At 58.8% G+C, this 26,102-nt stretch carries 24 protein-coding genes and 1 pseudogene; 3 read left to right on the top strand and 22 right to left on the bottom strand.

Going from position 1 to position 26,102, the window contains the following annotated elements; genetic code table 11:
- Positions 1-5: 5 nt before the first annotated feature.
- From ETC00_RS07670 to ETC00_RS07695, 6 genes are all read right to left on the bottom strand, one after another.
- The gene (locus ETC00_RS07670; protein ID WP_171565400.1) at positions 6-989 is read right to left on the bottom strand and encodes an ABC transporter permease; all 984 of its coding nucleotides are present in this window, start codon (positions 987-989) and stop codon (positions 6-8) included.
- On the bottom strand, positions 986-2,515 hold the full coding sequence (locus ETC00_RS07675; RefSeq protein WP_171565401.1) for a sugar ABC transporter ATP-binding protein: 1,530 nt from the start codon (positions 2,513-2,515) through the stop codon (positions 986-988). Before ETC00_RS07675 ends, ETC00_RS07670 begins: the two co-directional genes overlap by 4 nt.
- Before the next feature lie 14 nt (positions 2,516-2,529).
- Positions 2,530-3,483, bottom strand: a complete 954-nt coding sequence (gene rbsK, locus ETC00_RS07680) for a ribokinase (RefSeq protein WP_171565402.1) — start codon at positions 3,481-3,483, stop codon at positions 2,530-2,532.
- Complete coding sequence (locus ETC00_RS07685) at positions 3,480-5,153, bottom strand: ribulokinase (protein ID WP_171565403.1); 1,674 nt, start codon at positions 5,151-5,153, stop codon at positions 3,480-3,482. Before ETC00_RS07685 ends, rbsK begins: the two co-directional genes overlap by 4 nt.
- A 175-nt stretch (positions 5,154-5,328) precedes the next feature.
- Positions 5,329-6,093 carry a DeoR/GlpR family DNA-binding transcription regulator gene (locus tag ETC00_RS07690; RefSeq protein WP_171565404.1) on the bottom strand — a complete coding sequence of 255 codons (765 nt, stop codon included), beginning with the start codon at positions 6,091-6,093 and terminating at the stop codon, positions 5,329-5,331.
- A 350-nt stretch (positions 6,094-6,443) separates the two neighbouring features.
- A complete protein-coding gene (locus ETC00_RS07695; protein WP_171565405.1) occupies positions 6,444-7,508 on the bottom strand; it encodes an HD-GYP domain-containing protein in 1,065 nt (354 codons plus the stop codon).
- A gap of 175 nt (positions 7,509-7,683) precedes the next feature.
- On the opposite strand from ETC00_RS07695, the gene ETC00_RS07700 reads away from it, so the two are divergent.
- Entirely contained in the window at positions 7,684-8,175 is a 492-nt protein-coding gene (locus ETC00_RS07700) for a Mov34/MPN/PAD-1 family protein (RefSeq protein ID WP_171565406.1), read from the top strand.
- Here ETC00_RS07700 and ETC00_RS07705 read toward each other — a convergent pair.
- From ETC00_RS07705 to ETC00_RS07745, 9 genes and pseudogenes are all read right to left on the bottom strand, one after another.
- On the bottom strand, positions 8,087-9,913 hold the full coding sequence (locus tag ETC00_RS07705) for a peptidoglycan D,D-transpeptidase FtsI family protein (protein WP_171565407.1): 1,827 nt from the start codon (positions 9,911-9,913) through the stop codon (positions 8,087-8,089). The two genes, ETC00_RS07700 and ETC00_RS07705, sit on opposite strands and share 89 nt — an antisense overlap.
- Before the next feature lie 239 nt (positions 9,914-10,152).
- A pseudogene (gene udk / locus ETC00_RS07710) lies at positions 10,153-10,797 on the bottom strand (uridine kinase); the annotation flags it as partial.
- A 32-nt stretch (positions 10,798-10,829) separates the two neighbouring features.
- Complete coding sequence (locus tag ETC00_RS07715; protein ID WP_171565409.1) at positions 10,830-11,498, bottom strand: O-methyltransferase; 669 nt, start codon at positions 11,496-11,498, stop codon at positions 10,830-10,832.
- 72 nt (positions 11,499-11,570) lie between these two features.
- Positions 11,571-12,665 carry an endolytic transglycosylase MltG gene (gene mltG / locus ETC00_RS07720; protein ID WP_230076733.1) on the bottom strand — a complete coding sequence of 365 codons (1,095 nt, stop codon included), beginning with the start codon at positions 12,663-12,665 and terminating at the stop codon, positions 11,571-11,573.
- A 240-nt stretch (positions 12,666-12,905) separates the two neighbouring features.
- On the bottom strand, positions 12,906-13,196 hold the full coding sequence (locus ETC00_RS07725) for a DUF1292 domain-containing protein (RefSeq protein ID WP_171565410.1): 291 nt from the start codon (positions 13,194-13,196) through the stop codon (positions 12,906-12,908).
- A 7-nt stretch (positions 13,197-13,203) separates the two neighbouring features.
- Positions 13,204-13,620 carry a Holliday junction resolvase RuvX gene (ruvX, locus tag ETC00_RS07730; protein ID WP_171565411.1) on the bottom strand — a complete coding sequence of 139 codons (417 nt, stop codon included), beginning with the start codon at positions 13,618-13,620 and terminating at the stop codon, positions 13,204-13,206.
- Positions 13,621-13,633: 13 nt separating this feature from the next.
- On the bottom strand, positions 13,634-13,897 hold the full coding sequence (locus ETC00_RS07735; protein WP_171565412.1) for an IreB family regulatory phosphoprotein: 264 nt from the start codon (positions 13,895-13,897) through the stop codon (positions 13,634-13,636).
- A 133-nt stretch (positions 13,898-14,030) separates the two neighbouring features.
- Positions 14,031-16,679: an alanine--tRNA ligase gene (alaS, locus tag ETC00_RS07740; RefSeq protein ID WP_171565413.1), complete on the bottom strand. Its 2,649-nt coding sequence runs from the start codon at positions 16,677-16,679 to the stop codon at positions 14,031-14,033.
- Positions 16,680-17,055: 376 nt separating this feature from the next.
- Positions 17,056-18,120 carry an AI-2E family transporter gene (locus ETC00_RS07745; protein WP_171565414.1) on the bottom strand — a complete coding sequence of 355 codons (1,065 nt, stop codon included), beginning with the start codon at positions 18,118-18,120 and terminating at the stop codon, positions 17,056-17,058.
- A gap of 376 nt (positions 18,121-18,496) precedes the next feature.
- Between ETC00_RS07745 and ETC00_RS07750 the strand changes: the two genes are divergently transcribed.
- A complete protein-coding gene (locus tag ETC00_RS07750) occupies positions 18,497-19,183 on the top strand; it encodes a TerC family protein (protein WP_171565415.1) in 687 nt (228 codons plus the stop codon).
- 78 nt (positions 19,184-19,261) lie between these two features.
- Here the strand turns inward: ETC00_RS07750 and ETC00_RS07755 are convergent, their stop codons facing one another.
- From ETC00_RS07755 to cymR, 6 genes are all read right to left on the bottom strand, one after another.
- Positions 19,262-19,450: a hypothetical protein gene (locus ETC00_RS07755; RefSeq protein WP_171565416.1), complete on the bottom strand. Its 189-nt coding sequence runs from the start codon at positions 19,448-19,450 to the stop codon at positions 19,262-19,264.
- Positions 19,451-19,485: 35 nt separating this feature from the next.
- Positions 19,486-19,692: a hypothetical protein gene (locus ETC00_RS07760; protein WP_171565516.1), complete on the bottom strand. Its 207-nt coding sequence runs from the start codon at positions 19,690-19,692 to the stop codon at positions 19,486-19,488.
- 19 nt (positions 19,693-19,711) lie between these two features.
- Positions 19,712-20,209, bottom strand: coding sequence for a PRC-barrel domain-containing protein (locus ETC00_RS07765; protein ID WP_171565417.1), 498 nt, complete (start codon positions 20,207-20,209; stop codon positions 19,712-19,714).
- Positions 20,210-20,286: 77 nt separating this feature from the next.
- Positions 20,287-22,545 (bottom strand): SF1B family DNA helicase RecD2, encoded by a 2,259-nt coding sequence (recD2, locus tag ETC00_RS07770; RefSeq protein ID WP_171565418.1) that lies wholly within the window; start codon positions 22,543-22,545, stop codon positions 20,287-20,289.
- Positions 22,546-22,780: 235 nt separating this feature from the next.
- Positions 22,781-23,914, bottom strand: a complete 1,134-nt coding sequence (locus tag ETC00_RS07775; RefSeq protein WP_171565419.1) for a cysteine desulfurase family protein — start codon at positions 23,912-23,914, stop codon at positions 22,781-22,783.
- 36 nt (positions 23,915-23,950) lie between these two features.
- Entirely contained in the window at positions 23,951-24,370 is a 420-nt protein-coding gene (cymR, locus tag ETC00_RS07780) for a cysteine metabolism transcriptional regulator CymR (RefSeq protein ID WP_171565420.1), read from the bottom strand.
- 110 nt (positions 24,371-24,480) lie between these two features.
- Between cymR and ETC00_RS07785 the strand changes: the two genes are divergently transcribed.
- Positions 24,481-24,654, top strand: coding sequence for a hypothetical protein (locus tag ETC00_RS07785; protein ID WP_171565421.1), 174 nt, complete (start codon positions 24,481-24,483; stop codon positions 24,652-24,654).
- 31 nt (positions 24,655-24,685) lie between these two features.
- Here the strand turns inward: ETC00_RS07785 and ETC00_RS07790 are convergent, their stop codons facing one another.
- Complete coding sequence (locus ETC00_RS07790; RefSeq protein ID WP_171565422.1) at positions 24,686-26,014, bottom strand: AAA family ATPase; 1,329 nt, start codon at positions 26,012-26,014, stop codon at positions 24,686-24,688.
- Between the last annotated feature and the right edge of the window lie 88 nt (positions 26,015-26,102).

The raw sequence follows: 26,102 nt of genomic DNA on the forward strand, positions 1-26,102 counted from the left end.
CGCTCCTACGCCTCGATCTCGATTTTTGCCCGGTTGGCTTCCTCGCGCTTCCGCTTGATCACGTCATAGGTGACGGCGATCAAGATAATCGCGCCGGTCACGATATCCTGCCAGAATGTATCGACATGGGCGAGGATCAGACCGTTCTGCATCACACCGAGCAGCAGCACACCCAGGATCGTTCCCGGGATGGAACCGTAGCCGCCCATGATGTTGGCCCCGCCCAGGACGACGGCGGCGATAACGGTCAGCTCGAAGCCGTTGAACCCGTTCGGGTCCACCCCTTTGGTGTACGCGGTTTGCACGATCGCGGCAATGCCCGCCAGGCAGCCCATGTAAGCGTATACAAACAACTGTACGGACTGCAGGTGAATCCCCGCCCGCATTGCCGAAACCGGATTGCCGCCCATCGCCACGACCGAGCGGCCGATGACGGTGTGATTCAGCAGAAACCAGGTAAACAGCGCGACCGCAAAAAAGATGAGGATGAGAACCGATACCCCGAAAGGTTTCCATTGGGCGAAGCGGAGAAACGCTTCCGGCAAATCGCTGCTGTTCATGTACGCCCCGTTTGTGACGTACAGCGTGGCACCGGCCAGGATGCTTTTGGTGCCCAGCGTGGCCACGATCGGTGGAATCTTTGTTTTGGCGACGAGCAGCCCATTTACCAGGCCGAACAGCACTCCCGCGAGCGGCGCGGCGAGAAAAATGGCGGCCAGACTCCATCCGCTGTCGTGCAGCGAAACGGCCAATTTGCCGATGATGACGGTGATGGCGGCCGTCACTGCAGCGACGGAGACGTCAATCCCGCCGGTGATGATCACCAGCGTCATCCCAATTGCGAGGATTCCCAGCACGGCATTGCCCTTCAAGATGTCGAGGATGTTGTCCGCCGTCAAAAAGACGGGACTGGTGACCGCCAGCGCCGCGGACAGCAGCAGCAGGATGACTCCGATTCCAAACTCGCTTGATTTCAGGATTTTGTTCATAATCCGACCGCCTCATTTCCTTTTGCCTTTGGTCGCCCGATCAAAGCCAGGTTCATGATTTTCTCCTGGGTCGCTTCCTTTATGGACAGTTCCCCGCTAATCGTCCCTTTTCGCATGACCAGCACGCGATCGCTGACGGCCAGCACTTCCGGCAAATCGGACGAGATGACAATCACCGCCAGCCCGTTGGCAGCCAGAGAGCGGATCAGTTTGTGAATTTCCGTCTTCGCCCCGATGTCGATCCCGTTGGTCGGTTCATCGACGATCAGGATGCGCGGGTTTGTCGACAGCCATTTGGCAATGACCACTTTTTGCTGGTTTCCGCCTGACATGTTGCCGGTGGCCATCTCCGGGATGGCGGGGCGAATGTCCAGCGAGCGGATGTATCCCTCGGCCAGTTTTGCCTCCTGATTTCCGTCGATCCACCCCAGGCGGTTTTTCAACTGCTTGAGGATCGGCAGGGAGACGTTGCGGACGATCGACTGCTGCAGGATCAGTCCTTCCCGCTGCCTGCTTTCCGGCACATAGGCGATGCCCAGTTTTACCGCCTCCGCTGTGGATGAAATGTTCACCACATTTCCGTTCAACCTGATCTCGCCTGCGTCCGGCCGCTGCAAGCCGAACAACGCATGCGCCAGCTCCGTCCTACCCGAACCGACCAGCCCGGTGATGCCGACCACTTCCCCTTTTCGCAGGGTAAACGAGACGTCCTTGAAATGGCCCCGCTTGGACAGCGAGACGACTTCCAGGACCGGCTCGCCCGGCTGCGTCTCCTGCCTCGACACCGCCTCCACTTTTCGTCCGACCATCAGTGCGATCAGCTTATCTTCGTTTAGCTCTTCCCTGGCGTACGTGCCGACGTACTTCCCGTCCCGCAGCACGGTGAACCGGTCCGACACCTTGAACAACTCCTCCATCTTGTGGCTGACAAACAGGATGGCGATGCCTTTTCGTTTCAAGTCGTCAATCACCTTGTACAGCAGCTCCACTTCGCCGGACGAGAGCGACGAGGTGGGCTCGTCCATGATGATCAGCTTGGCCTCGAAGGCAATCGCTCTGGCAATGGCGACGAGCTGCTGCTTTGCGATGCTCAGCGTGTCCAGGCGGGCGTCAGGATCGATGCCAAAACCCCATTCGTTCAGGATGCGGGCGGCCAGCTCCCTCTTTTCTTTCCGCTTGACCAGGCGAAATGGTCCTTTTCCGGCATCGCGGCCCATGCAGATGTTTTCCGCCACGCTCAGGTTGGGAAAGAGGCTCAAATCCTGATAAATGATGGAGATGCCCTGCAGGGTCGCGTCCAGCGGCTTTTTGATCTCCACTTCCTTGCCGTCAAAGAAAAAGCGGCTTCCGGGGTCGGGGTGATACACGCCTGCCAGGATTTTGATCAGCGTCGACTTGCCCGCCCCGTTCTCTCCGATCAAGGCGTGCACTTCACCTGCACGCACCGCCAACTGCACGTCGTCGAGCGCCTTCACCCCCGGAAACGTCTTGCTGATGTGTTTCATTTCCAACAAATACGGCTGCATCGTCCACACCTCCGTCAGTCATGTGCCGCGGCTGTCCCGTCCAAATATTCGCGCAGTCCGCGTTCGGCGATGAAGGACCGCACTTCCGCCAGTGTGGGGATGCCCACCTGGGCGCCGAAACGGGTTGCCTTCAGCGCACTGACAACGCTTGCAAAACGGGCTGCCTGAAACAAGTCTTTTCCGTCGGCCAGCGCACAGGCCAGCGCGCCGGAAAACGTGTCACCGACGACTGTGTCCACCGCCTGAACCGGAATCGCTTCGATGTACTCCGAGCGTTCCGGGGTGAAGACCAGGCAGCCCCGCTGCCCCATCTTGATGATCGACCGGGAAACGCCGAGCGACTGGAAGTACCGGGCCGCTTGTCGGGCGTCGTCGGGACCATCAATCTCAATGCCGGTCATGTACTTCGTCTCCTGCTCGTTCGGAATGACGATGTCAGCGTACTGCAGCGCCCGCATCGTGATGCCTTCCGCCGGCGCCGGGTCGAGAATCACCAGACTGCCGTTCTCCTTGGCCTTCTGCATCGCGTAGACGACCGCCCGCTCGCCCGTTTCCATCTGCGTCAGCAGGATGCGGCAGGACTGGAGCTCGGGGAGCACCTTGTCGACGTCCTCCGGTGCCAGGTCCGCATTGGCCCCGCGCACCACCAGCATGGTGTTTTCCGCGTAGGCGTCAATCGTGATCATCGCCGTCCCGGTCTTGGCCGCTGCGCTGCGCTTCACCCCCGACACGTCGACGCCGTTGGCCTTGAGCTCCGCCAGCAGCCGATCGCCAAACGAGTCCTGTCCGACCGATCCGACCAGCAGCACCTTTTTGCCCAGCCGGGCGATCGCGGTCGCGGCGTTGCCGCCCTTGCCGCCCGGGAGGATGTCTAACGTCTCGCCAAACAGCGTCTCCCCTCTGCGGGGGTACGTCTTGGTCCTGATTACCATATCCGTGTTCAAACTGCCAACCACGCAAATTTTCATGTCAAACGCTCCGTCCATTTTTTTACCGATTTCAATTCCTTCATCAGGGTTCCCCGTCCAAAGGTGTCGTGAAGCTCCTTGTACAGCCGGTAGAGCCGGTCGTACGTCTGACGCGCCTGATCATCCGGCCGGTAGACGACGGAGTGGCCGTCTTTCATCTGGCTGGCCGCTTCCATGATCGAATCGTAGCCGCCGGCGTTTGCCCCTGCAGCGACCGCGCCGAACATGGCGGCGCCCAGCGCGGAAGCATTGGGGCTCGAAACTGCTTCCACCTGCTTGCCTGTCACGTTGGCGAAAATTTGCATCAGCAGGCGGTTGTTGACGGACAAACCGCCGCAGGCGTACAGCTTGCGGATGGGGAGGCCCCCGTTTTCAAACGCTTCGATGATGGTGCGCGTGCCAAACGCCAGGCTTTCCATCAGGGCAAGGTAAATCTCTTCCGGCTTCGTCTCCAGCCGGATGCCGACGATCAGGCCGGACAGGGAGGCGTCGTTGAGCACGGAGCGATTACCGTTCAGCCAATCCAGCGCGATGAGCCCGCTCTCTCCCGGCTTGATCGCCCTCGCTTTTTCTTCCATGAGGGCGTACAGGGACATGCCCCGCTGTTCCGCTTCCTGGTGATAGGCAGCTGGCACGCCGTGACGGATAAACCAGGCCAACGTGTCGCCTCCGGCAGCCTGCCCAGCTTCGTATCCATACAGTCCGGGGAGAATCCCGTCTTCCACAACGCCGTTTATCCCCGGGATAAACAGTTCCTCTTCCGCCATCACCATGTGGCAGATGGACGTTCCCATCACCATCAGCATCTGACCGGGTTCGACGATCCCCGCCCCAGGCACGCTCGCATGGGCATCTATCGTGGCCACGGCGACAGCCACCTGTTCCGTCAGGCCCAGCCGACGGGCCATCTCTTCCGTCAGATGGCCGGCGTAGGTGCCGACCGGGCAGATCGGGGTGGCAATCTTGTCACGGACAAAATGCTCCATGTCCGGATGAAGGGCTTTCAAAAAATCAGACGGCGGGTAGCCGTTCCGTTTGTTCCAGGTTTCCTTGTACCCCGCCGCGCAGGAGTTGCGCTTCAATTCGCCCGTCAACTGCTGGACGATCCAGTCCCCCGCCTCCACGAAGCGGTCTGCCGCATGGTACACCTCGGGGGCTTCGCGCAGAATCTGCAGTACTTTGGGCAGGAGCCACTCAGACGAGAGGGAGCCGCCGTAATAGCGGAGAAACGCTTCTCCTCGCTCCCGTGCCAGCGCGGTGATCTCGTTTGCTTCCGGTTCTGCTGCGTGGTGCTTCCACAGTTTCACCCAACTGTGCGGGTTGCCGCGAAAGGCGGGATCGGCGCAGAGCGGTTCTCCGTCAGCGCGGATCGGCAGTATCGTGCAGGCGGTAAAGTCCACCCCTATGCCGATCACCTGCTCCGGTCTGGCCCCGGCCTCTTTCATGCAGGCTCGGATCGTATCCACCAGCGCATCCAGGTAATCCTGAGGGTCCTGCAGCGCCCATTCGCTGTCCAGCCGAACCGACGTACCCGGCAGCGTCTCCACGATTACGCCGTGGGTGTACGGTTTGGTTGCAATCGCTTTCACTTCTCCGTTTGCTGCATCCACTAGAACGGCGCGAGCCGATTCCGTTCCAAAATCAATTCCAAACACCAGCTTGTTCTGCATCTCGGCTCCTCCTGAATCGATTGATGCTTTGTTTGTCCCACATATTATCCGCATTTTTTTGCTTTTTCAATATTCCGAAACCAACAAAAGAGAAGCAATCCCACACGATTTTGCGGAATTGCTTCTCTTTTCCAGGCGAAAATGTTGGGTTGGAAAACAGAAAAGAACCCACCTTTTACGACTGGGCGAGTTGTATATTCAACCCCTCTGCTTTGAAAGCGGACAACTGGTTGAGCGGCAATCCGTGATCCGTGATGATCTGGTCCACCTTGTCCAGGGAGAGCAGGTTGGTCAGCGACTTCTGCCCGAACTTCGTGTGGTCGGCCAGCAGGATCAAGCGGTCGGAGATTGAGATAAACTTCTGTTTGACCTGCGCTTCCATCTCGTTGTTCTCGTATATGCCGTGTTCCAGATGAACCCCGTGGCAGGAGAAGTAGAACTTATCCACGTGGTAACCTTCGATGGACTTTTCCGTCATCGTTCCGAAAAACGAGGTGGAGTCCTTGTTCAAGTAGCCGCCGACGGTGATCACCTTTACCTTGTCCTGACGGAGAAACTCCAGGGTGACGGCGATGGAATTGGTGATTACGGTGATCTCCCGCTCGCCCAGAAGCCGGGCCAACTGAAAGGAGACGTCGCTGGAGTCGAGGGCGATGATGTCCCCGTCCTGGATGCCTTTGGCCGCTTCCCTGGCGATCTCCCGCTTCGCTTCCAGATGGGCGACTTCGCGCTGTATGAGCGGCGATACTTCTTTTTCCCGCTGGTTCATCACTGCACCGCCGTGCGTGCGGTGAATCAATCCCTGTTTCTCCAATGCCTCCAGATCGCGGCGTATCGTCTCTTTCGTCACCTGAAACTGCTTGCTCAAGTTGGATACGTAGACGTGTCCCTTCTGTTCCAGCAGTTCGAGAATCTCCTGCTGCCTTTTTGAAACCAACATGACACGCAGTTCCTCCTTTTGTTTGTCTTGTCAACGGATCGAATTGCAACAAATTTCAATGGATTTTTATTGCTTTTTCTTGTTATTTTACTCCCACAATTTTGGCATATCAACATCAGATCGTTTCTTCCGCTTCCCATAACGGACAGGAATGCTTTTGTTTTTTTACAAGAACAAACACCTCCCGCCTTGCCCCGGGGCTTGGAAACGGATACCGCGGGCATGCGGAAGGTGTCGGTTATCACGGATATTGATGGTCGTACCTTTACCATGACCGTACATGACCGGGACGCGACGATTGGCCTCGTCGGCTTCCGGCAATATGCATCACGACGACCGGCCAACGGCGGCTATCCCAGCATTTTATCGATGCACAACTGGCGGTGGTTGCGAAGATCGATAAACTCTCCCTGCCGGCGAACCAACGGACGCATCGGCTCATCCCGGTGAATCAGGATCACTTGCACCTCTTCTCCGTTGTTAAGCCGCGCCTTGGCTCCCACGTAAAGCTGGGCGATGTAGTGGACGAACGGGGAGACGATTTCAATGTTGAGCAGACCGTCGCACGCCTCCTTCCACAGCATGCGGGCCGCTTCAAACGGGGACGTCCGCTGCTTGTAGACGCGGTCGGAGCAGATTGCGTCAAACATGTCGGCAACTGCCACCACCTGACACTCCAACGGGATCTGCTCATCCTTCCGCCCGTCCGGATAGCCGGAGCCGTCCAGCCGCTCGTGGTGCAGCAGGGCACAAATCGCGAGTGTTTCGTGAGCGTCCTCCATCTGCTTGAGAATCTCGTACCCGTACACGGTGTGCCGCTTCATCTCGGCAAATTCCTCGTCCGTCAGCTTGCCGGGTTTGAGCAGGATTTCCCGCGGCACGCGCGTTTTGCCGATATCGTGCAGAAAACCGGCCGCTCCCATCAACGAGATACGCTCCTCGTCCCATTTCAACAAGCGGGCGATCAGCGTACAGAGAATCCCAACGTTGAGGGAGTGGCGGTACGTGTAGCTGTCCGCACCTTCCAGCACGTACAGGGATCGAAACAGCCCGAGCCGCTCCCCCACCTGATCCGCCAGCGTTTGAAACGCCTGGCAGAACTCGTGCAGGCTCGGCATCTGTCCAATGTCCACGCGCTCAAACAGCCGCCTCGTCTGCTCCATCGCTTCCAGGTAGCAGACCACAATCTCCCGGTCCCCACCCTTGTCCAGCAGCTGGGCGGAGATCTTTTCGCCATTCCCCTCAGACAGGTCTTCTGCGATGCTGACGCGCGTGATGCGCTGTTTGCGCAGCGAATTCACGTGAGCGGCTGTCAGTACGGTTCGCCGAGGCAACAGCAGCACACCGGCATCCGAATAGAGATCCTCGGCCAGCACTTTGCCGACCAGTTCAGGATTTACAGAAGCCATTGGCATAGCATCAAACCTTTCCTAGCATTCATATTTTTTCTAAATTATAGAAAACAACCACTTTTTCTGACAACCTTTTTTCGACAATAGTCGCATGACAAAAGTCACAATCACATTGGCATGCTGCAGCATAGGATAAATGGCGGACCTGTGGAGGTTGAGTCAAGGAGGTAACCAGGCCATGACCTCGCTGTATATCACGCCCAAGGCGTGGAAGCAGATCGAACTTTCAGTCAGAAATAATCCCTCCCTGGAAACGGGAGGGATATTGATGGGATACGCGTTAAACGATAAAGAGTGGCTGATTACCTATGCCAGCGATCCCGGTCCCAAAGCCGTTCGTCATCCCAACGCCATCTTGTTTGACGACGACCACCTGCGCAGGCTGGTGCGCAAGTTGAGCCGACGGCAGCGCTGGCAGTACATCGGAGATTGGCACAGCCACACCATCAAAAGGCTGACGCCCAGCAAGGGAGACCGCCGTACGATTTGGACGAAGGCAAATCAGTCCCTCTACATGTCTTCATCGCCGATCATGCTGATTGTCGGACTGAACAGACAAGACAAGCTGCAGGCGCGCGCTTTTATTCTGGAAAACTCCCTGCGCGAAGTGGAGAAGGTTGAGCTTGCCACTCGGCGATCGCTTCGACAGCGCGACGGAAAATCTCCATAGCCTTGGTCGACTCCCCGGCTGGCTGGTTTGCCGCGACGACGGCAATGGCGTACCGGGGGGTGTCGACCGGCGTGTAGCCGACAAACCAGAGGTGGTTGCTGCCGTCGCCAGCCCCCGTCTGCGCGGTGCCGCTTTTGCCCGCCACCGGCCACGGCGCCTGCAGCAGCAGCCGGCCCGTTCCTTCGGTTACGACGAGGCGCAGCAGGCGCCTCATTTTTTTGGCTGTCACATAGTCAATCCCCGACTCCGGCAGCCGGTGCTCCGGAAAGCGGTAAAACGTCTGACCGTTTCGATACGCGATCTCACTCACCAACCGCACCTGGCCGGGCTGCCCGCCCCGCAGGATGGTCACCATCAGATTGGCGGCCTGCAGCGGCGTAATCCGCACATCCCGCTGGCCGATCGCTGTCTGGATCAATACACCTTCATCCTGGCGGGATACCGACTCGGCGAACACCCGTCCCTGCTCCTCGCCGTCCATCTGCCGAAAACCGTCCAGTTTGAACAGGTGCGGCGTGACGTGGCCCACCGGAGAAGACAAGCCCAGACGGCGGGCGTAGTCTTCCAGTTTGTCCCCGCCGATCCGTTTGGCAATTTCGGCAAAGGTGATGTTGCAGGACTGGGCAAACGCCTCCTCCATTGTCAGCGCACCATGACCGTCCCGCTTCCAGCAGGAAAAGCCGTATTTGCCATAACTGCCGCGGCAGACAAACCGCTCGGTGGGGGAAACCAGCCCCTCCGCCAGGGCAGCCGTGGCCACAACCGTCTTGAATACGGAACCGGGAGTGTACTGCTTGACAGCGCGGTTTCGCCACGCCCCCTGCTGCACGTCCACCTTCGTCTGGTCGTACTGCGGCCGGCTGACCATCGCCAGGACGTCTGCGTGTTCGGCATCCAGCACGACGATCGCCCCTTCTTGCATACCGGCGCTGTCCGCCGCCCGCTCCAAGCGGCGCTGCAGGTCGGCGTCCAGCGTGGTGACCAGCGACAGCGGGTAGTACTCGTTTTCCTGCCGCGTGTAGCGGATGTCCAGACCCTTGAGCGGCTTTCCCTCGCCGTCCACATAGTAGGAGAGCACGGACGGCTCCACGCCCTGCAAAAACCGGTCAAAGCTGCGTTCCAGGCCGGACGCGCCGACCGTGCTGTCCGCGTTCATTTTTCCTTCCGCCCACTCGTCCGGATAGAGCTTGCGGACCAGATCGGGATTGCGGTGGATGTAGCCGATCACGTGCTTGGCCACCTCGTCCGTCCGATAGCGCTCCGTCACCTTCAGGGCGAGGACGCCGGGAATCCCCAGCGCGTTTACCTGATCCGCCTGCCGCTCGCTCAATGGGACCAGCCTGCCGTCTGTCTGCCTCAGCATGATCGGAGCTTTCGCTTTGGTCATCACGTCTGTCAGCATCGTTTTCGGCACTTGCACGATCTCCGCCAGCCGCTTCCAAACGCCGTTGTCCTGCAGGCTGCTCCTCGCCAAAGGGAACAAAAGCAGGGCGAGTTGTTCCTCTCCTGTAAAGGGGTAGCCGTTTCGGTCGAGGATGTCGCCCCGGCCGCTGTTTAACACGATACTCTGCTGCCGCTGCTTGACCGCATTTTTCACCAAATCGATGCCGTGTTTGGAGAAGCGGTGCGATGCCCACAGTTGTATCCACCAGAGGCGGACCAACAGCCCGGCCCACACCAGCGTCATGAACAACAGCACGAGAAAGTGGCGCCGTTTCACCCGTCGTTCCAGGTCCATGCGCAATCCCCCCGCCTTTTTTTTCCAGTATTGCCGGAGAAGGTGGCGGGAAAACCTGATGGGACCCTTCGTTTTCACAGCTCAGGCATGAAAAAAGCGCGCCGCTAGTTAGCGGTGCGCTCGCGTATCGGTTCAGATATTCACGTGCGGTGATGTCCCTGACTGAGCCGGTCACGCTGCCTGCGGCTTCGATCGGCCCGGCAAGGCAGCGATCTTTTTCCCGGCCTGGCTGACGTCGCTTACGCGTTGGAGAGCTGCTGTTTCTCCAGCAGGATGTTGCGGATCTTGGTCGACAGGAGATCGAGCGCAACCCGGTTGTAGCCGCCTTCCGGGATGATCACGTCGGCGTACCGCTTGGTCGGCTCGATAAACTGCAGGTGCATCGGCCGTACGACGTTGAGGTACTGGTTGACCACCGATTCAAGCGAACGGCCGCGCTCTTCGATGTCGCGCATGATCCGCCGGACGATGCGCACGTCCGCGTCAGTGTCGACAAACACCTTGATGTCCATCAGGTCGCGGATGCGGGGATCTTCCAGGATCAGCATGCCTTCCAGAATAATCACGTCTTTCGGCTCCACCAGCACTGTTTCCTTTTTCCGATTGTGCACCTTGAAATCGTAAATCGGCTTTTGGATCGGTCGGCGCTGCATCAGCTCCTGCAGGTGAAACAGCAGCAGATCGTTGTCAAACGCAAACGGGTGGTCGTAATTGGTCATCGCACGCTCTTCCAGACTGAGGTGGCTCTGGTCCTTGTAGTACGAATCCTGCTCAATCATGGCGACGCTGTCGTTTTGAAACTGGCGAAACAGTTCCCGCGCCACGGTTGTTTTGCCGGAGCCGCTGCCCCCGGCGACCCCAATCAATACGGGGTGACCCATGCTCCATGTCTCCTTCCTCTGGCTACTCCCTGGCCTTACAGCCGGGGACCGTTCTCAGTTGTGTAATCGGCTGTCCGCTTCAGGCTGACGGCCAGGCCGTCGCCCACCGGAACAAACGTCGTTTCCAATTGCGGATGCTGCGCCAGGCAGGTGTTGAACTGCCGCAGCTTGTCCACCAGCGACCGCTGTCGTTTTCCCGCTTCTTCCGGCGCCGCCACCAGCCCGCGAAACAGGACGTTGTCAGACAGCACCAGCCCTCCTTCGCGCAACAGCGGCAGGTAGAGATCGAGAAACGTGCGGTACTGTCCCTTGGCGGCGTCGATAAACAGACAGTCAAATTGGTACGTGTCCGGCAGACCGAGCGTGGCGTCTCTATTGAGAATCTCGATCCGCTCTGACAACCCGGCTTCGGCGATGTTGGCACGCGCCCGCTCCAGACGCTGTTCGTCGATGTCCATCGTGACGATACGGGCTTCCGGTGCCGCCTCCGCCATCCAGATGGTGGAATAACCGATGGCGGTCCCCACTTCCAGAATCGACTGCGGCCGGTGAAGCTGGAGCAACATCCGGATCGTCTGCGCTGTCGGCAGTTGGACGATGGGAATGCCCTCTTCCGCCGCTTCCCGCTCCAATCGCGCCAGCAGCGGGGAACGCGGCGGGATCAGCCCCGTCACATAAGCATCAATCGCCGGATTGGTAATCATCACATCACGCTCCCTAACCTAACAACCGGATCATTATAGCATACCCGCGGGCAAAAAACAGAGGAAACCGCGTCAGTTCCCTCTGCTTTTCGCATCGTTGGCCTGGTGCTCGGCCAGCGTGCGGGAAAAGTAATGCTCGGACGAACCGTCCTTTTTGGTCACGTAAAAGAAATAATCGTGTTGGGCCGGATGGACGACGGCTTCCAGCGACGCCCGGCCGGGGTTGGCGATCGGCCCGGGCGGCAGTCCCGGATGCTTGTACGTGTTGTACGGACTGTTTACCTTTAGATCGTCATACGTCAGCCGGTCGCGCTGCTTGCCGAGAACAAACTGGACGGTGGCGTCGGCCTGCAACAGCCACCCTTCACGCAGCCGGTTGTAGTAGACACCGGCCACGATCGGCCGCTCCTTGTCCACCACGACTTCCCGTTCCACGATGGACGCCAGGCGGACTGCCTCATCCATGGTCATGTTCCTCTGCTTCAACGTTTCCGTCCACTCCGGTTGCCATTCCTTTTGGAACTGGGCGAGCATCTTGGCGATGATCTCGTGCGCGCTGGCCCCCTTTTTCACTTCGTACGTCTCGGGGAACAGGTAGCCCTCCAGGCGGTATTTTCGCCCTTCTGTTTTCGGAATGGCCGCGACAAACGGAAACTCCGGAAAGCTTCCCTGCTCCACTTCCCGCAAAAATTCCGCCTTGTCAACAAGTCCTTTTTGGGCCAGATGATCGGCGATCTGCTCCACGTTCCAGCCCTCCGGCACGGTAAAGCGAACGGAGTTCACCACGATCTTGCCCTGCGCCATGGCTAGCAGGATCTCATCGACGGTGGCACCCGTCTGAAACTGGTAGGTCCCGGCCTGCAGGCGGGAGCCGATCCCCTGGTATTTGGCATAGTAGGCAAACAGGTCGGCGTTGCGGATCAGCCCCTGCTCCTCCAGCAGACGGCCGATCTCCCGCACCGACGAACCGGACGGAATGGTTACCGTTTTAACTGTGCGCTCGCCATTTGGCGGCTGCAGCCCTTGATACACGTAAAATGCCGCTCCTCCCGCCGCGATCAGCAGACAGAACAGCGCGACCCCCAACCGAAACAGGCGGCCGCGCCTGCGCCGCTTGGGCGGCGGCCATTCGGCGCTGCGATCTTGTTTCAGTGACAGATGATTCACGACAGAGTCCTCCTTTTTTCGCGGTGCCTCGCTGCCAATCCATTGATTTCGACACAAGGCACCTGGGACCCCAAAGAGGGCTCGTCCCTGCATCTTTTCCATTATACCCAAGGCATGTCCTGCTGTCATCAGCACGTGATCCATGCAGTTTTTGGGCACATCATGCAGGCGACAGGCAGGCGGAGCGCAACGCCACGGGCAAAAAAACGAGAGGGCTGCATCGCCCTCCCGTTATTGCTCTTACAGCTCTTCTTTTTCCAGGTCGGCAATCAGGGTCTCGAACGTCGCCTCCACCTGTTCCCACTCCGCATCGTCCTCGATTGGCTGGAGCATGTCAGTGCCGTCGTAGCGCAGGAAGTGAACCTCGTACTCCTCTTCATCTTCCTGGTCGACGGGAACCAGCACGAGATACGTGCGGTCTTCGATGTCAAAAATGTACATGATACGGAAATCACGCGGGTTGTCATCGCCTTCTTCGGTCAGTGCGATCACATCCCCGACTTCAAACTCATCAAACAGTTCTTCGCTCATATCTCGGTCACCTCGATTTTGCGTCCAAGTAACCCTGCAGGATTAATGTGGCCGCCATTTTGTCTATCACGTTTTTGCGTTTTTGCCGGCTGACATCGGCAGTAATCAACATTCGCTCCGCGGCCATGGTGGTCAGCCGTTCGTCCCAAAGACGTACAGGCAGCCCCGTCCGTTCCTCGAGCCAACGGGCAAACGCCTGGCAGCTTTCCCCGCGCGCTCCGATGGTGCCGTTCATATTTTTGGGCAGGCCCACGACAATTTCGCCGACCTGATAATATTGTATCCATTCTTTCAAGCGGGCGAGATCCTTCTCCTTTGACTGGCGCCTGATCGTCTCCACCCCTTGGGCGGTCCAGCCCAGCTCATCGCTGACGGCCACGCCGATGGTTTTCTCGCCCACATCCAATCCCAGAATTCGTGCCATTGCCTGCACACACCTACTTGCGTTCTTCCGACAAGTAGACGGTTACCAGCTCTTCAATAATTCTGTCCCGCTCAATTTTGCCGATCAGGCTGCGCGCATTGTTGTGGCGGGGAATGAATGCCGGATCACCGGAAAGCAGGTAGCCGACGATCTGCGTAATCGGGTTGTACCCCTTCTCTTGCAGGGCCTTGTAGACCTCTGTCAGCGTCTCCCGCACTTCCACCGTATTATTTTCCTTGGGCACCGTGAACTTCATGGTTTTATCCATCGAACTCACGATCAACACCTCGATTCCTCTGAGACTCTTCCGCATTCGCTCTTCACATGTGTATTCGCCTCAAAACGGCCGATTCCTTGTCGATCGAACACTTTTCTTGTCAGGCAATACGTGGCGAGGAGAGACGGCGGCGTTACTTCGCCACCGCCTGTCCTTTCACCAGATCGTAGACCAATTCCAGCGCCTCTTGCAGCTTGGCAGGGTCCTTGCCGCCCGCCTGGGCCATGTCAGGACGGCCTCCGCCTCCTCCGCCGCAGCGGGTGGCCACTTCCTTGATCAGTTTGCCTGCATGGAAGCCCTTGTCCATCAGGTCTTTGGTCACGCCGGCCACCAGGTTGACCTTCTCGCCGTCCACCGCACCAAGGACGATGACAGCCGATCCCAGTTTGTTTTTCAGCTCGTCTACCATGCCGCGCAGGTTATCCATATCGGTCGCGGAGACGCGGGCAGCCAGCACCTTGACGCCTTCCACCTCTTTCAGTTTGTCGGTCAGCGACGCTGCTTCGATGTTGCCCAGTTTGGCGCGCAGCGATTCGTTTTCGCGCTGCACGTCCTTCAACTGCTGCTGGAGCGCCTCGATGCGGGCCGGCGTCTCTGCCAGGACTGGTGCCTTGAGTGCGTTGGCCACCTCTTTCAGCGTGCTCAGCTGCTGGTTGAGGTAGTGGTAGGCGCCGCGTCCCGTCACTGCTTCGATCCGGCGCGTGCCCGCCCCGATGCCGCTCTCGCTGACGATCTTGAACAGGCCGATTTCCGCCGTGTTGGACACGTGGCAGCCGCCGCACAGCTCCAGACTGTAGTCACCCACCTTGACCACGCGGACGATCTCGCCGTACTTTTCACCGAACAGCGCCATCGCTCCCATCGCCTTCGCTTCGTCAAGGGACTTGTGGAAGATGTCTACGTTCAGGTTGGCCCACACTTTTTCGTTGACGATCGCTTCGATCCGCTCCAGTTCTTCCGGAGTCACCGCACTGATATGGGTGAAGTCAAACCGCAGGCGATCCGGCGCCACCAGCGAACCGGCCTGGTTGACATGCGTGCCCAGCACGTCTTTGAGCGCCTGGTGCAGCAAGTGTGTGGCCGTGTGGTTTTTGGTGATGTCGAGTCGGGCATTCCGGTTCACTTCGGCGCGGACTTCTTCGCCGACGCGCAGTGTGCCTGCCTCCACAACGACGGTATGCACGTGTTGGCCCATCGGCCCTTTTTGCACGTCGGTGACGCGCGCCTTGACGGAGTCGGAAATGATGAGGCCCTCGTCGTTGATTTGACCGCCGCTTTCCGCGTAAAACGGGGTACGGCTCAAGACGACCTGGACAGTCTGTCCTTCTTCCGCCTCGTCAGCAAGCTGGTTGTTGGCGATGATCGCCTCTACCTTGCCATTCGCTACCAATTCAGTATACCCAACAAATTCGCTCGTAACCGTCAAATCGGCAAGCGGGCCGCCCTGTGTCTGCATGCTGTCCACGTCCTGGCGGGCGGCACGGGCACGCTCGCGCTGTTCCTCCATCGCCCGCTCGAATCCTTCGCGGTCCACCGTCAGCCCTTGTTCGCCGGCAAAGTCTTCGGTCAGGTCAACCGGGAACCCGTAGGTGTCGTACATTTTGAAGACGTCCTGGCCGGACAGTTGGCTCTTGCCTTCCGCCTTTGCCGTTTTCACCATTTCGGCCAGAATGGCGAGGCCGTCGTTCAACGTTTCGTGGAAGCGTTCCTCTTCGGCGCGGATCACTTTTTCGATGAAGGCGCGCTTCTCCACCACTTCCGGATAGAAATCGCCCATCATCCTGCCGACCGTTTCCGTCAGGCGATAGAGGAACGGCTGCTCCACGCCAAGCTTTTTGCCCATCCGCACTGCACGGCGCAGCAGGCGGCGAATGACGTAGCCGCGCCCTTCATTGGAAGGCAGCGCGCCGTCGCTGATGGCAAAGACGACGGTGCGGGCGTGGTCGGCGATCACCTTCAGCGCCACGTCCAGGTCCGGGTCCTGCTTGTAGGCGACGCCGGAGATGGCACTGGTCGCCTCGATCAGCGGGAACAGCAGGTCTGTTTCAAAGTTGTTGTCCACGTCCTGGATGATGGACGCCATCCGCTCCAGCCCCATGCCGGTGTCAATGTTCTTTTTCGGCAGCGGCGTGTAGCTGCCGTCCGGGTTGTGGTTATACTGCGAGAAGACCAGGTTCCACACTTCCAGGAAACGCTCATTTTCGCCGCCCGGGTACAGTTCCGGGTCGTTGGGATCGTTGCCGAAGCGCTCGCCGCGATCGTAAAAAATCTCGGAGTTGGGACCGCAGGGGCCTTCGCCGATGTCCCAGAAGTTGGCTTCCAGGCGAATGATCCGCTCTTCGGGAATGCCCACTTTTTTGTGCCAGATGTCAAACGCCTCGTCGTCCTCGGGGTGAATCGTAACCCACAGACGCTCCGGTTCAAATCCGATCCACTGCGGGCTGGTGAGGAATTCCCATGCCCAGGTGATCGACTCTTCTTTGAAATAGTCGCCGATGGAGAAGTTCCCCAGCATTTCAAAGAACGTGTGGTGACGAGCCGTGCGTCCCACGTTTTCGATGTCGTTGGTGCGGATCGATTTTTGCGAGTTGACAATTCGGGGGTTGTCCGGCACGACTCGGCCGTCAAAGTACTTTTTCAGCGGTGCCATCCCGCAGTTGATCCACAGAAGCGACGGGTCGTCGTGCGGAATCAGCGGCGCGCTCGGCTCCACGTGGTGTCCCTTGCTTTTGAAGAAATCGAGATACATTTGGCGGATTTGGCTGCCAGTCAGTTTCTTCATCGAAAATCCTCCCAAAAAATGAGTGTGAAACGCGTACATGATCGGAAAAAGGGTCGCTCCCTCCCGGACGAAGCGGCGGACCTGCGCGAAAAAAAAGTCCCCATCCCCTCAGGGACGAGAACTTGTCTCGCGGTACCACCCTGCTTACAGGCAGCCTGATCAGACGAATCTGCCTGTCGCTCGCTTGCGGACAGATAACGGTGTCGAACCGCCGGTTTTTGCCCGGTCTTGGGAGTAGCCTTCCGCTGCACTTCTTCTGGCCGCTCTCCCAGCCTGTGGAGCGTCCTCTCTGGAGAAGGGCTGCAGCGTACTCATTCCTTCATCGATCCATGCTCTTTTTCATTATTCGTATTATAAAATTGTTTGCCGAAACCTGTCAACTTTCGTGCAGCATCAGGGCAATCCGGCTGATCACCACTTTACATACTGCCAGCACCGGAACAGCGACGATCAGACCGATGATGCCGCCCACCGCCTCTCCGGCCAGCAGGGCCATGATGATCAGGAGCGGATGCAGATGAAGCGAGCGGCCGACGATGTTGGGCGAGAGGATGTTGCCCTCCAAGATCTGAATGACAATGTTGACGGCCAGCACCATGAGCGCCATTTTCATGGAGATCGTCAGGGCGACGATCAGGGCGGGAGCAGCGCCGATGATCGGGCCGATGTAGGGAATGACGTTGGTCAGGCTGACAAACGTGGCCAACACGAATGGATACGGCATGCCGATCAGCCAGTAACCGACGCATGCGCAGGCGCCCACGATCAGGGCCACGGTCATTTGGCCGTGTATGTAATTGCCGAGCGACTCGTTGACGTCGCGCAGAACGGCCAGCACCTGCTTGCGGTATTTCGCCGGGATGATGGACATGCCTGTGCGGTGCAGGTCTTTCATGTCCTTGAGCAGGTAAAAGGCGATAAACGGAACCACTGCGTAGGCGAGCAGCTTGCCCAGCGTATTGCGCGCATTGTCGACCAAAAGTGTGATCGAATGGGACATCCGTTCCTGGGACTGGATAATGACCCGGTCCACCCCTAGCGAGATGCTGTCCGGCAAAAAGTACTTGTACGCTTCCCACTCCCGCATCCATGTGTGGTACCACTCCGTCAGGCGCGGCAGATCGTCGGACAGCTCCGCGAGCTGGCGGGCAAAGATGGGAATGGCATTGACAATCCCGATGGTGATGATCAGCACGAACCCCGCGTAGATCAGCAGCACGGCCACCATGCGCGGCACTCGCCTGTTTTCCAGCGCCTGCACGATCGGATGCAGCACGTAGGCGATCAGCAGGCCGACGAGAAAGGGCATCACAATCTCCGACAGCAAGTGAAACGTTTTGGCGACCACAGGGCGCAGCAGCCAGAGCAGATTGCCGATGACCAGCAGCACAATCGCCCAGACGGCCGCGGCAAACAGGCGGCTGCGGCGAAGTTCCTCCACCCTGCCCCCTCCTCCCTCTGATTCGTATCTGTTAGCGTGTGCAAGTCGCGGAATTTCATGTACGGTATTGACATGCGTGCGGCACCGGTGTACGATGATACTACAAACGGATATATTCTCCAAAGGGGAGTAGCTTGTCACAGCAAAGTCGTCATTACGGGAGCAATCCCCGGCTTTGTTGGCAACGTAATGTTGTAAGCAAGACCTTTGCCGAGTGATGGGTAAGGGTCTTTTCTGTTCATACGACCTTTACCCGTTGAGGTAAAGGTCGTTTTGTTTTCCTCCCCTTGACGCAGACTACATAGCGCATGTCTGTTCGAAGGAGGACGCCGGCCTTTACGAGAAATGTCCGCATTAAAGGAGGTTGTAGAGACAAATGGACGTGTTGTTTACCCCCGCATTCTGGTCTGGACTGTTAGCGATCATCGTAATTGATCTGGTACTGGCGGGCGACAACGCAATCGTAATCGGGATGGCCGCACGCAACCTGCCGTCCCATCAGCAAAAGAAGGCGATCATCTGGGGAACGATCGGGGCGATTGTGATTCGAGCCACCGCTACGCTGGCGGTTGTCTGGCTGCTGAAAATCCCGGGGCTGCTGTTCGTCGGCGGATTAATGCTGATCTGGATCGCCCTGAAACTGCTGGTGCAGGACGATGGGCACGAGACGGTGAAAGCGGGAACGAGCCTGGTCTCGGCCATCTGGACGATCATCGTCGCAGACGCCGTGATGGGTCTGGACAACGTGATCGCAGTCGCAGGGGCCGCACACGGCAGCTTTCTGCTCGTCGTGGTCGGTCTCTTGATCAGCGTACCGGTCATGGTGTGGGGCAGCACCCTGGTGTTGAAGCTGATGGAGCGCTTCCCTGCCGTCATCTACATCGGGGCAGCCATCTTGGCCTACACCGCGGGCAGCATGATCACGAGCGAGAAACTGTTGGCCGGTTTCTTCACCGCTCACGTGATCCTGAAATGGATCTTCATCGTGGCCGTGGTCGTCGGCGTACTGCTGATTGGCCGCATCAGGAATCAACAGCAAAAGCGCATGGCGGAACAATCGTAACCGCAAAAAAGCAGCCCGAACGGCAGTGGACCGTTCGGGCTGTCTTCATGGACTTTTCCGCTTGCCATGTGACACCGGCTAACGGGCGACGGCGCGAAGCAGCGAGCGGCTCATGTTGATCACGTTCATCATGTTGCGCAGCGAAACGGGCATACGGTTGACCCGAATCCCAAACCGCCGTTTGCGCCGCCGCGGTGAGACCATAAACCCGACCGCCGCGATCAGACCGCTAGCGGCAATCACGCCAATCAGATTGCGTCCGGACATGCCGATGACACCTCCTCGGGTAATGGGCCGTCTGTTCACATGTTCAACTGGGCGGAAACATTCTGGTCGTCGATAAACAGGTCGTTGAGCGAATGCAGCGAGCCATCCTCTTCCACCTGGTAGACGGAAGCGATCTGGTCGCCGTCGACGCTCATCTCGATGAAGCAGTTCCAACAGTAATACTGCGTGGTTCCAATCTTGCCGATGTCTTTGGAACCGCAGTTCGGGCATATGACACGCATCACACGCAATTCCTCCCTTTCACGCCTGGCTGCGAACCCAGTCCGGCACGATCAGGTTTTCTTCCCCGACGATGACGGAAGGTGGCGCGGACAGGCGTTTGCGCCCTTCGGTAATGTCCGCAAGCCAACCGTTCGATAGTTCGTACCCTACAAGTTTCTCCCAATCCGCAGAGAAGTAAACATCTTCCAGTATGCCCAAGCGTTCCCCGGAAGCGGTGATGACCGTTTTCCCCTTCAGCTTTGTTCTGCCCGTCAGGATGCCGGTGAGCGGCAGGTCGGCGAGACGGTCAAGGGAGGTGATGGCGTCTTTGCCCGTCACGGTAAGGCAGGATTCCCCTACCGCGTGGATGCGTTCGGAAGGAATGCAGGTGCCAGGGTGGAACCAGCCCTGTTCGCTTAGCAAGACCCCCCTTACACGCCAGGCGGAGTCACAGAGAATGTCACGGACCGTGCCGATCTCTTCCCCCGTTTCCAGGCAGACGATCGGCAAGCCGATTACATCCAATGCCTTGCGCATGTCGGGACATCCCCCTTCCGCTTTCTTTAGTATCAAGCGGTGCGGGACGATCCATGCGGAACAACTTGTTCCAAGGCTCACCCTTGCTTCAATCGCTCTTCCAGATAGCTGTAGCGCACGCCCTCTTCGTCGGTCTCTACCGCGAGGCGAAACGCATCCGGCTCCCCGCACATGATCAAAAACGACTTGCTGCGGGTAATTCCCGTATACACCAGCTTGCGCCGCAGCATGCGGTGGTAGCTGCGGACAAACGGCATGACCACGATGGGAAACTCGCTGCCCTGCGACTTGTGCACGGAGCAGCAGTAGGCCAGTGTGAGCTGGTGATACTCCGAACGCTTGTACACCACTTCCCGGCCGTCAAAGGAAACGACCATCATCTCGGTGTTCTCTGCGTTTTCATTCGGGTAAAAAATGGCGACAATTTCTCCCATGTCGCCGTTGAACACCTGTTCCTCGGCGTTGTTGACCAACTGCAGCACCTTGTCCCCGGTGCGGAAGACGGTGTCGCCAAACGTCACCTCCCGCTTCTGTTCAGTCTTGGGATTGAACAGTTGCTGCAGCTCTTCGTTCAGCCGGTTTACTCCGGCATTTCCCTTGTACATGGGAGCGAGGACTTGTACATCTTTGGCCGTATACCCTTTCTTTACGGCTCCGGCGCAGATTTGTTTCACCGCTTCCACCACATCTTGTGGCGAACTTGTGAAAAATCGACGGTCAGGCGTCGTGGCCAACAAATCGGACGGGACCAATCCCTTGCGGACATCGTGAGCCAGCCGGATGATCGAGGACTCCTGCGCCTGCCGGTAAATCTCGCTGAGCTGTACGCGCGGCAACAGACCCGAGCGGATCATGTCCTGCAGCACGTTGCCGGGGCCGACCGACGGCAGCTGATCCGGGTCGCCCACCATAATCACCTGCATCTCGTCCGGCACGGCGCGAAACAGCTGATTGGCCAGCCAGACGTCCACCATCGACATCTCGTCGACGATCAACAGCCGTCCCCGGATCGGATGCTCCGCGTCGTGCTGAAAGCTGTCCCCTTTCCAACCGAGGAGGCGGTGAATGGTCATCGCTGGCAGACCGGTTGTCTCCGACATGCGTTTGGCTGCCCGACCGGTGGGAGCGACCAGCAGGATGGGGAAGGGATTTTCTTCGTCGTAGGTCTTCAGGTCTAGCGAAATGCCGTGCAGTTGGGCAAACACGCGACAGATCCCGCGAATCACCGTCGTTTTCCCCGTGCCGGGACCGCCGGTCAAGAGCATCAGTCCGGATTTGATCGCCTGCTCGATCGCATCCCGCTGCGTTTGGGCGTACGTGATGCCCAGCTCTTCTTCCACTGCGCCCAGCGCCCGGTAAAACTCCGAAGCGGGAAAGGCGCCGAACTCGTCCCGTTCGGCAAAGTAGCGCAGCCGCTTGGCCAGCCCAATTTCCGCAAAAAACAGCGAAGGCAGATAGACCCGGTCTTCGTCCCAGACCACTTTGCTCTCGACAAAAAGCGATTCCACGGCAAGCGCAATCTCCTCCGGCTGAAAGCGGTGTCCCCCGCACTCGTCCAACAGGCGCAGCGTTTTTTCACACAGCTCGTCCGCCGGCAGAAACACGTGTCCTTCGGAGTAGCAGGCTTCCTGCAAAACGTACAGGGCTGCCGCCTTGACCCTTTCCTCCGAGGAAGCGGCAATTCCCGTAGCCCGGGCGATTTCGTCCGCCCGCTTGAACCCGATGCCCGCGACATCCTCGATCAGCCGATACGGCTGTTCCGTCAGGACAGTCATCGTCTCCAGCTTGTACGTCTGATAAATCCGCAGCGCCAACTGGACGCCGATGCCAAACTCGTAGAGAAACACCATCGCTCTCTCCAGGGAGCGGTGTTCCATCACCGACTCGTAGATCTGCTTGGCGCGCGTCTCCGAGATACCCGGCACCTCCACGAGCCGCTCCGGCTGCTCGGCGATGATTGTGAGCGCCTCTACGCCCAGATGCTGCACGATGCGTTTCGCCATCGTCTTGCCGATGCCTTGAAACAGTCCGCTGGCCAGATAGCGCTCCACTCCTGCCCGGGTCTTGGGCGTTTCCCGTTCATACCTGTTGACTGCGTACTGCTGCCCAAACTTTGGATGCGTCTTCCACTCACCGTAAAACGTGTACAGCTCCTCCGGATGCGGCCGGGGGAAGTTCCCGACGACCACGACCTCGGCATCCTTCACCGGTTCTGTAGTCTCCTCCACTGTTAGACGAATGACACCGTACCACGTTTCTTCATTGTAAAAAATTTCTTGCGCGACATAGCCGCGTATGTAAGGTTCGGCAAACAAGGAAAGTGTCTGCTGTGACACCGCACACGCCTCCCGGATGGGAAAATCCCGCGGGATTCCCCCGAAACTCTTGTTCGATTATAAAATCGTTCTGCCAGCTCTGACAACCGCGCCGACGGCAAACGGGCCGTCCTTCACGTCGATTGGCAAGAAAAAAACCAGCAGCGTTCTCGTGCGCTTGCTGGTTGTTGTGACTTCTGTGAATCGGTCCGGCCCAGGATCATCGGCCGCAACCGTCTGCAGCTGTCAGAAAAGATTACCGCGCCACCCGTTTGACGATGTCCGCCGTCGTTTGCGCCGCCTGCTCCACCTCTTCCACCGTGTTGGTGATGCCAAAGCTGAAGCGAACAGCCGAACGCATGACCGGATCGTCCAGGCACATCGCCTGCAGAACGTGGGACAGTTCCAGCGAACCCGACGTGCAGGCGGAGCCGCTGGCGGCGGCAATGCCGGCCAGATCCAGGTTCATCAGCATCGTCTCGGTATGGACGCCCGGAAAGCTGACGTTGAGGATGTGCGGCAAATGCCGTTCGGGGTGACCGTTTACGTGATACGCGATGCCCGCCTCCCGCCAGACGGCAAGCATCGCTTCGCGCATCTGCCGGTACTTGGCGACGCGCTCCTCCATCTCCCTGGCCGCGATCTCCGCCGCCTCTGCAAAGCCGACGATGCCGGCCAGGTTTTCCGTGCCGCCCCGCCGATTCCGCTCCTGTTTACCTCCGTGCAGATGCGGCTGAATCGGCACCTTCCGTCCCAGGTACAGGGCCCCTACGCCTTTCGGGCCGTTGATCTTGTGGGCGGAGACGGAGAGCATGTCCACCGGCAGTTCGCTGACGTTGAGGGGCATCACGCCGAATGCCTGCACCGCGTCGGTGTGAAACACGATGTTCCGTTCGCGGAGAAACCGGCCAATCTCCTCGATCGGCTGGATCGTCCCCACTTCGTTGTTGCCGTACATGATCGAGACCAGCACGGTATCCGGTCGGACCGCCTGTTTGAGTTCCTCCAGGCTGACCATGCCCGTCTCATCCACAGGCAGGTACGTCACTTCAAATCCCAACTGCTCCAGGTGCGCGCAAGCATGCAGGACGGCGTGGTGCTCCACGCTGGACGTAATGACGTGCCGCCCTCGATCCTGCTGGGCCATCGCTCCCCCGATGATCGCCATGTTGTCCGCCTCCGTCCCGCCGCTGGTAAAGACGATCGTCTGCGGTTCGGCACCGAGAATGTGAGCGATCCGGTCACGCGCACGTTCCAGGCCCATGCGCGCCTCCCGGCCAAAGCCGTGCAGACTGGAGGGATTGCCGTATACGTTCGTCAGATAGGGGTGCATCGCTTCCGCCACGCGCGGATGGACAGGGGTCGTGGCGGCGTGGTCCAGATAGATCATCTCGCGCTCTCCTTTTTTGCTTCGTACGCTGTTGCGTCAAATGTAGAACATGTAGCCGTCCGTCTGTCCTTCATCCTTGTAGCTGATCAAATCCTGCAGCGTCGTGGAATCGAGGACGGCAGATATGCTGTCGCGGATGCGCAGCCACAGATAGCGCTTGGCCGGGTCTTCCTCCTCGGTGAACTCCACCGGGCTGATCGGCCCTTCCAACACGCGGATAATGTCGCCGGCGGAGATTTCATCCGGCTTTTTTGCCAGGACATACCCGCCGTATGCGCCGCGGATGCTTTTCACCAGTCCGGCATTGCGGAGCGGCGCGATCAACTGCTCCAGGTAATGTTCGGACAAATCGTGCCGCTGGGCAATGCTCCGCAGCGAAATCGGGCCTTCGCCAAAGCGGTTGGCCAATTCCATCATAATGGTCAGGCCGTAACGTCCTTTCGTCGAAATTTTCACGGTACCAACTCTCCTTTTTTCCTCTCGCTCCCTGCCCACCTCCTGCATGACCATTGACCTACATGAGACAGGCGGTTGGGGACACACTACGTTGCAGGGGGTGAATGCACATGGCCACCAATCAAAAAGCGGTAGACGGAAAAAACCATCCCTCTGCGGCGCTGTACGACCATCCAGCCGGCACGATCGCCCACAAGGCGCGATTCGGAGCCAGCGAGCAGAGCAAACAGCCGAACGAAAACGGCGATCTTCCCAACAAACCGGGCGGAACCGCCCGCACATGATCGCTCGTTCCCCCGCCACCCGGGGGAACGTTTACGGTCTGGGCGTCTGTAAGCGCTCTGCCTGTCTGCGGCGAATTTCCTGCTCGTAGCCGATCGGCTTCGGCTGATAAAACGTGTAGTCGGTCCCGTCCGGCAAATACTGCTGCGGGACGTATCCGCCGGGATAGTCGTGCGGATAGAGATACCCTTTGCCGTGGCCAAGCCGGGACGCACCCTTGTAGGCGGCGTCGCGCAGGTGGAGCGGCACCGGTTTGTGCCCGTCTCTCCTGATCGCGGCCAGCGCCTGGTTGATCCCGTTGTAGGCGGCGTTGCTCTTGGGCGCCGTCGCCAGGTACGTGGTCGCCTGGGCCAGGGGAATCCGTCCCTCCGGCATGCCGATCAACTCCACCGCCTGGAAGCAGGAAACAGCGACAGTGATCGCCTGCGGGTCGGCGTTGCCGATGTCTTCCGAGGCGGAGATCACCAGCCGGCGGGCGATAAACCGGGGGTCTTCGCCCGCGTCGATCATCCGCGCCAGCCAGTACAGGGCGGCGTCCGGATCGGAGCCGCGAATCGACTTGATAAACGCGGATATGGTGTCGTAGTGGTTGTCGCCGCTTTTGTCGTAGCGAACAGCGCGCCGCTGGATGGACTCCACCGCTACTTCCAGCGTGACGCGAATCACGCCGAGTTCATCCGGAGGCGTCGTCTTCACGGCCAGTTCCAGTGCGTTCAGCAGTCTGCGCGCATCTCCTTCGGCGTACCGGATCAGATGATCAGCAGCCTCGGGCGTGACCGTGACGTTCAATTCTCCCAGGCCCCGTTCGCGGTCGGTAACGGCTCGCTCCAAAACCTGCCGCAGTTCTTCCTCGTTCAGCGGATGGAGCGAAAATATCTGCGAACGGGAGAGCAGGGCGGCGTTTACTTCAAAAAACGGATTTTCCGTTGTCGCCCCAATCAGGATAATGGTCCCATCCTCCACACAAGGGAGCAGGGCATCCTGCTGCGCCTTGTTGAAGCGGTGTATCTCGTCGATAAACAGCGTCGTGCGCTGACCGTTCATAACCAGACGGTCTTTGGCCTCGTCCACGATGCGGCGGATGTCGGCGACTCCTGCCGTCACCGCGTTTAGTTCGGCGAAATGGGATTTGGTCGTGTTGGCGATGATTTTCGCCAATGTCGTCTTCCCCGCCCCGGGCGGACCGTAAAAGATGAGCGAAGAGACCTGGTCGGCCTCGATCGCTCGCCTGAGCAGCTTGCCAGGTGCCAAAATATGTGATTGTCCGAGCACCTCATCCACGGTCCGCGGCCTCATCCGCGCCGCCAGCGGCTGGAGTTTGCCCGAATCGTGCTGTTCGTATGCGAATGAAAAAAGATCCATTACTACATACCCTTTCATGTTAATGGGGTTGTCTCAATATCATAGCATAATGGAAACAAACGTGCATTGGCAAGCAACCATTCATCGC

It is taken from the genome of Brevibacillus sp. MCWH, assembly GCF_013096935.1.
Classification (GTDB): Bacteria; Bacillota; Bacilli; order Brevibacillales; family Brevibacillaceae; genus Brevibacillus; species Brevibacillus aydinogluensis.

Coding starts and splice junctions, on each gene's coding strand:
- ETC00_RS07670 (WP_171565400.1), bottom strand. CDS start 989: ATGAACAAAATCCTGAAATCAAGCGAGTTTGGAATCGGAGTCATCCTG.
- ETC00_RS07675 (WP_171565401.1), bottom strand. CDS start 2,515: ATGCAGCCGTATTTGTTGGAAATGAAACACATCAGCAAGACGTTTCCG.
- rbsK (WP_171565402.1), bottom strand. CDS start 3,483: ATGAAAATTTGCGTGGTTGGCAGTTTGAACACGGATATGGTAATCAGG.
- ETC00_RS07685 (WP_171565403.1), bottom strand. CDS start 5,153: ATGCAGAACAAGCTGGTGTTTGGAATTGATTTTGGAACGGAATCGGCT.
- ETC00_RS07690 (WP_171565404.1), bottom strand. CDS start 6,093: ATGTTGGTTTCAAAAAGGCAGCAGGAGATTCTCGAACTGCTGGAACAG.
- ETC00_RS07695 (WP_171565405.1), bottom strand. CDS start 7,508: ATGCCAATGGCTTCTGTAAATCCTGAACTGGTCGGCAAAGTGCTGGCC.
- ETC00_RS07700 (WP_171565406.1), top strand. CDS start 7,684: ATGACCTCGCTGTATATCACGCCCAAGGCGTGGAAGCAGATCGAACTT.
- ETC00_RS07705 (WP_171565407.1), bottom strand. CDS start 9,913: ATGGACCTGGAACGACGGGTGAAACGGCGCCACTTTCTCGTGCTGTTG.
- ETC00_RS07715 (WP_171565409.1), bottom strand. CDS start 11,498: ATGATTACCAATCCGGCGATTGATGCTTATGTGACGGGGCTGATCCCG.
- ETC00_RS07725 (WP_171565410.1), bottom strand. CDS start 13,196: ATGAGCGAAGAACTGTTTGATGAGTTTGAAGTCGGGGATGTGATCGCA.
- ruvX (WP_171565411.1), bottom strand. CDS start 13,620: ATGGCACGAATTCTGGGATTGGATGTGGGCGAGAAAACCATCGGCGTG.
- alaS (WP_171565413.1), bottom strand. CDS start 16,679: ATGAAGAAACTGACTGGCAGCCAAATCCGCCAAATGTATCTCGATTTC.
- ETC00_RS07750 (WP_171565415.1), top strand. CDS start 18,497: ATGGACGTGTTGTTTACCCCCGCATTCTGGTCTGGACTGTTAGCGATC.
- ETC00_RS07755 (WP_171565416.1), bottom strand. CDS start 19,450: ATGTCCGGACGCAATCTGATTGGCGTGATTGCCGCTAGCGGTCTGATC.
- ETC00_RS07760 (WP_171565516.1), bottom strand. CDS start 19,692: ATGCGTGTCATATGCCCGAACTGCGGTTCCAAAGACATCGGCAAGATT.
- ETC00_RS07765 (WP_171565417.1), bottom strand. CDS start 20,209: ATGCGCAAGGCATTGGATGTAATCGGCTTGCCGATCGTCTGCCTGGAA.
- ETC00_RS07775 (WP_171565419.1), bottom strand. CDS start 23,914: ATGATCTATCTGGACCACGCCGCCACGACCCCTGTCCATCCGCGCGTG.
- ETC00_RS07785 (WP_171565421.1), top strand. CDS start 24,481: ATGGCCACCAATCAAAAAGCGGTAGACGGAAAAAACCATCCCTCTGCG.
- ETC00_RS07790 (WP_171565422.1), bottom strand. CDS start 26,014: ATGGATCTTTTTTCATTCGCATACGAACAGCACGATTCGGGCAAACTC.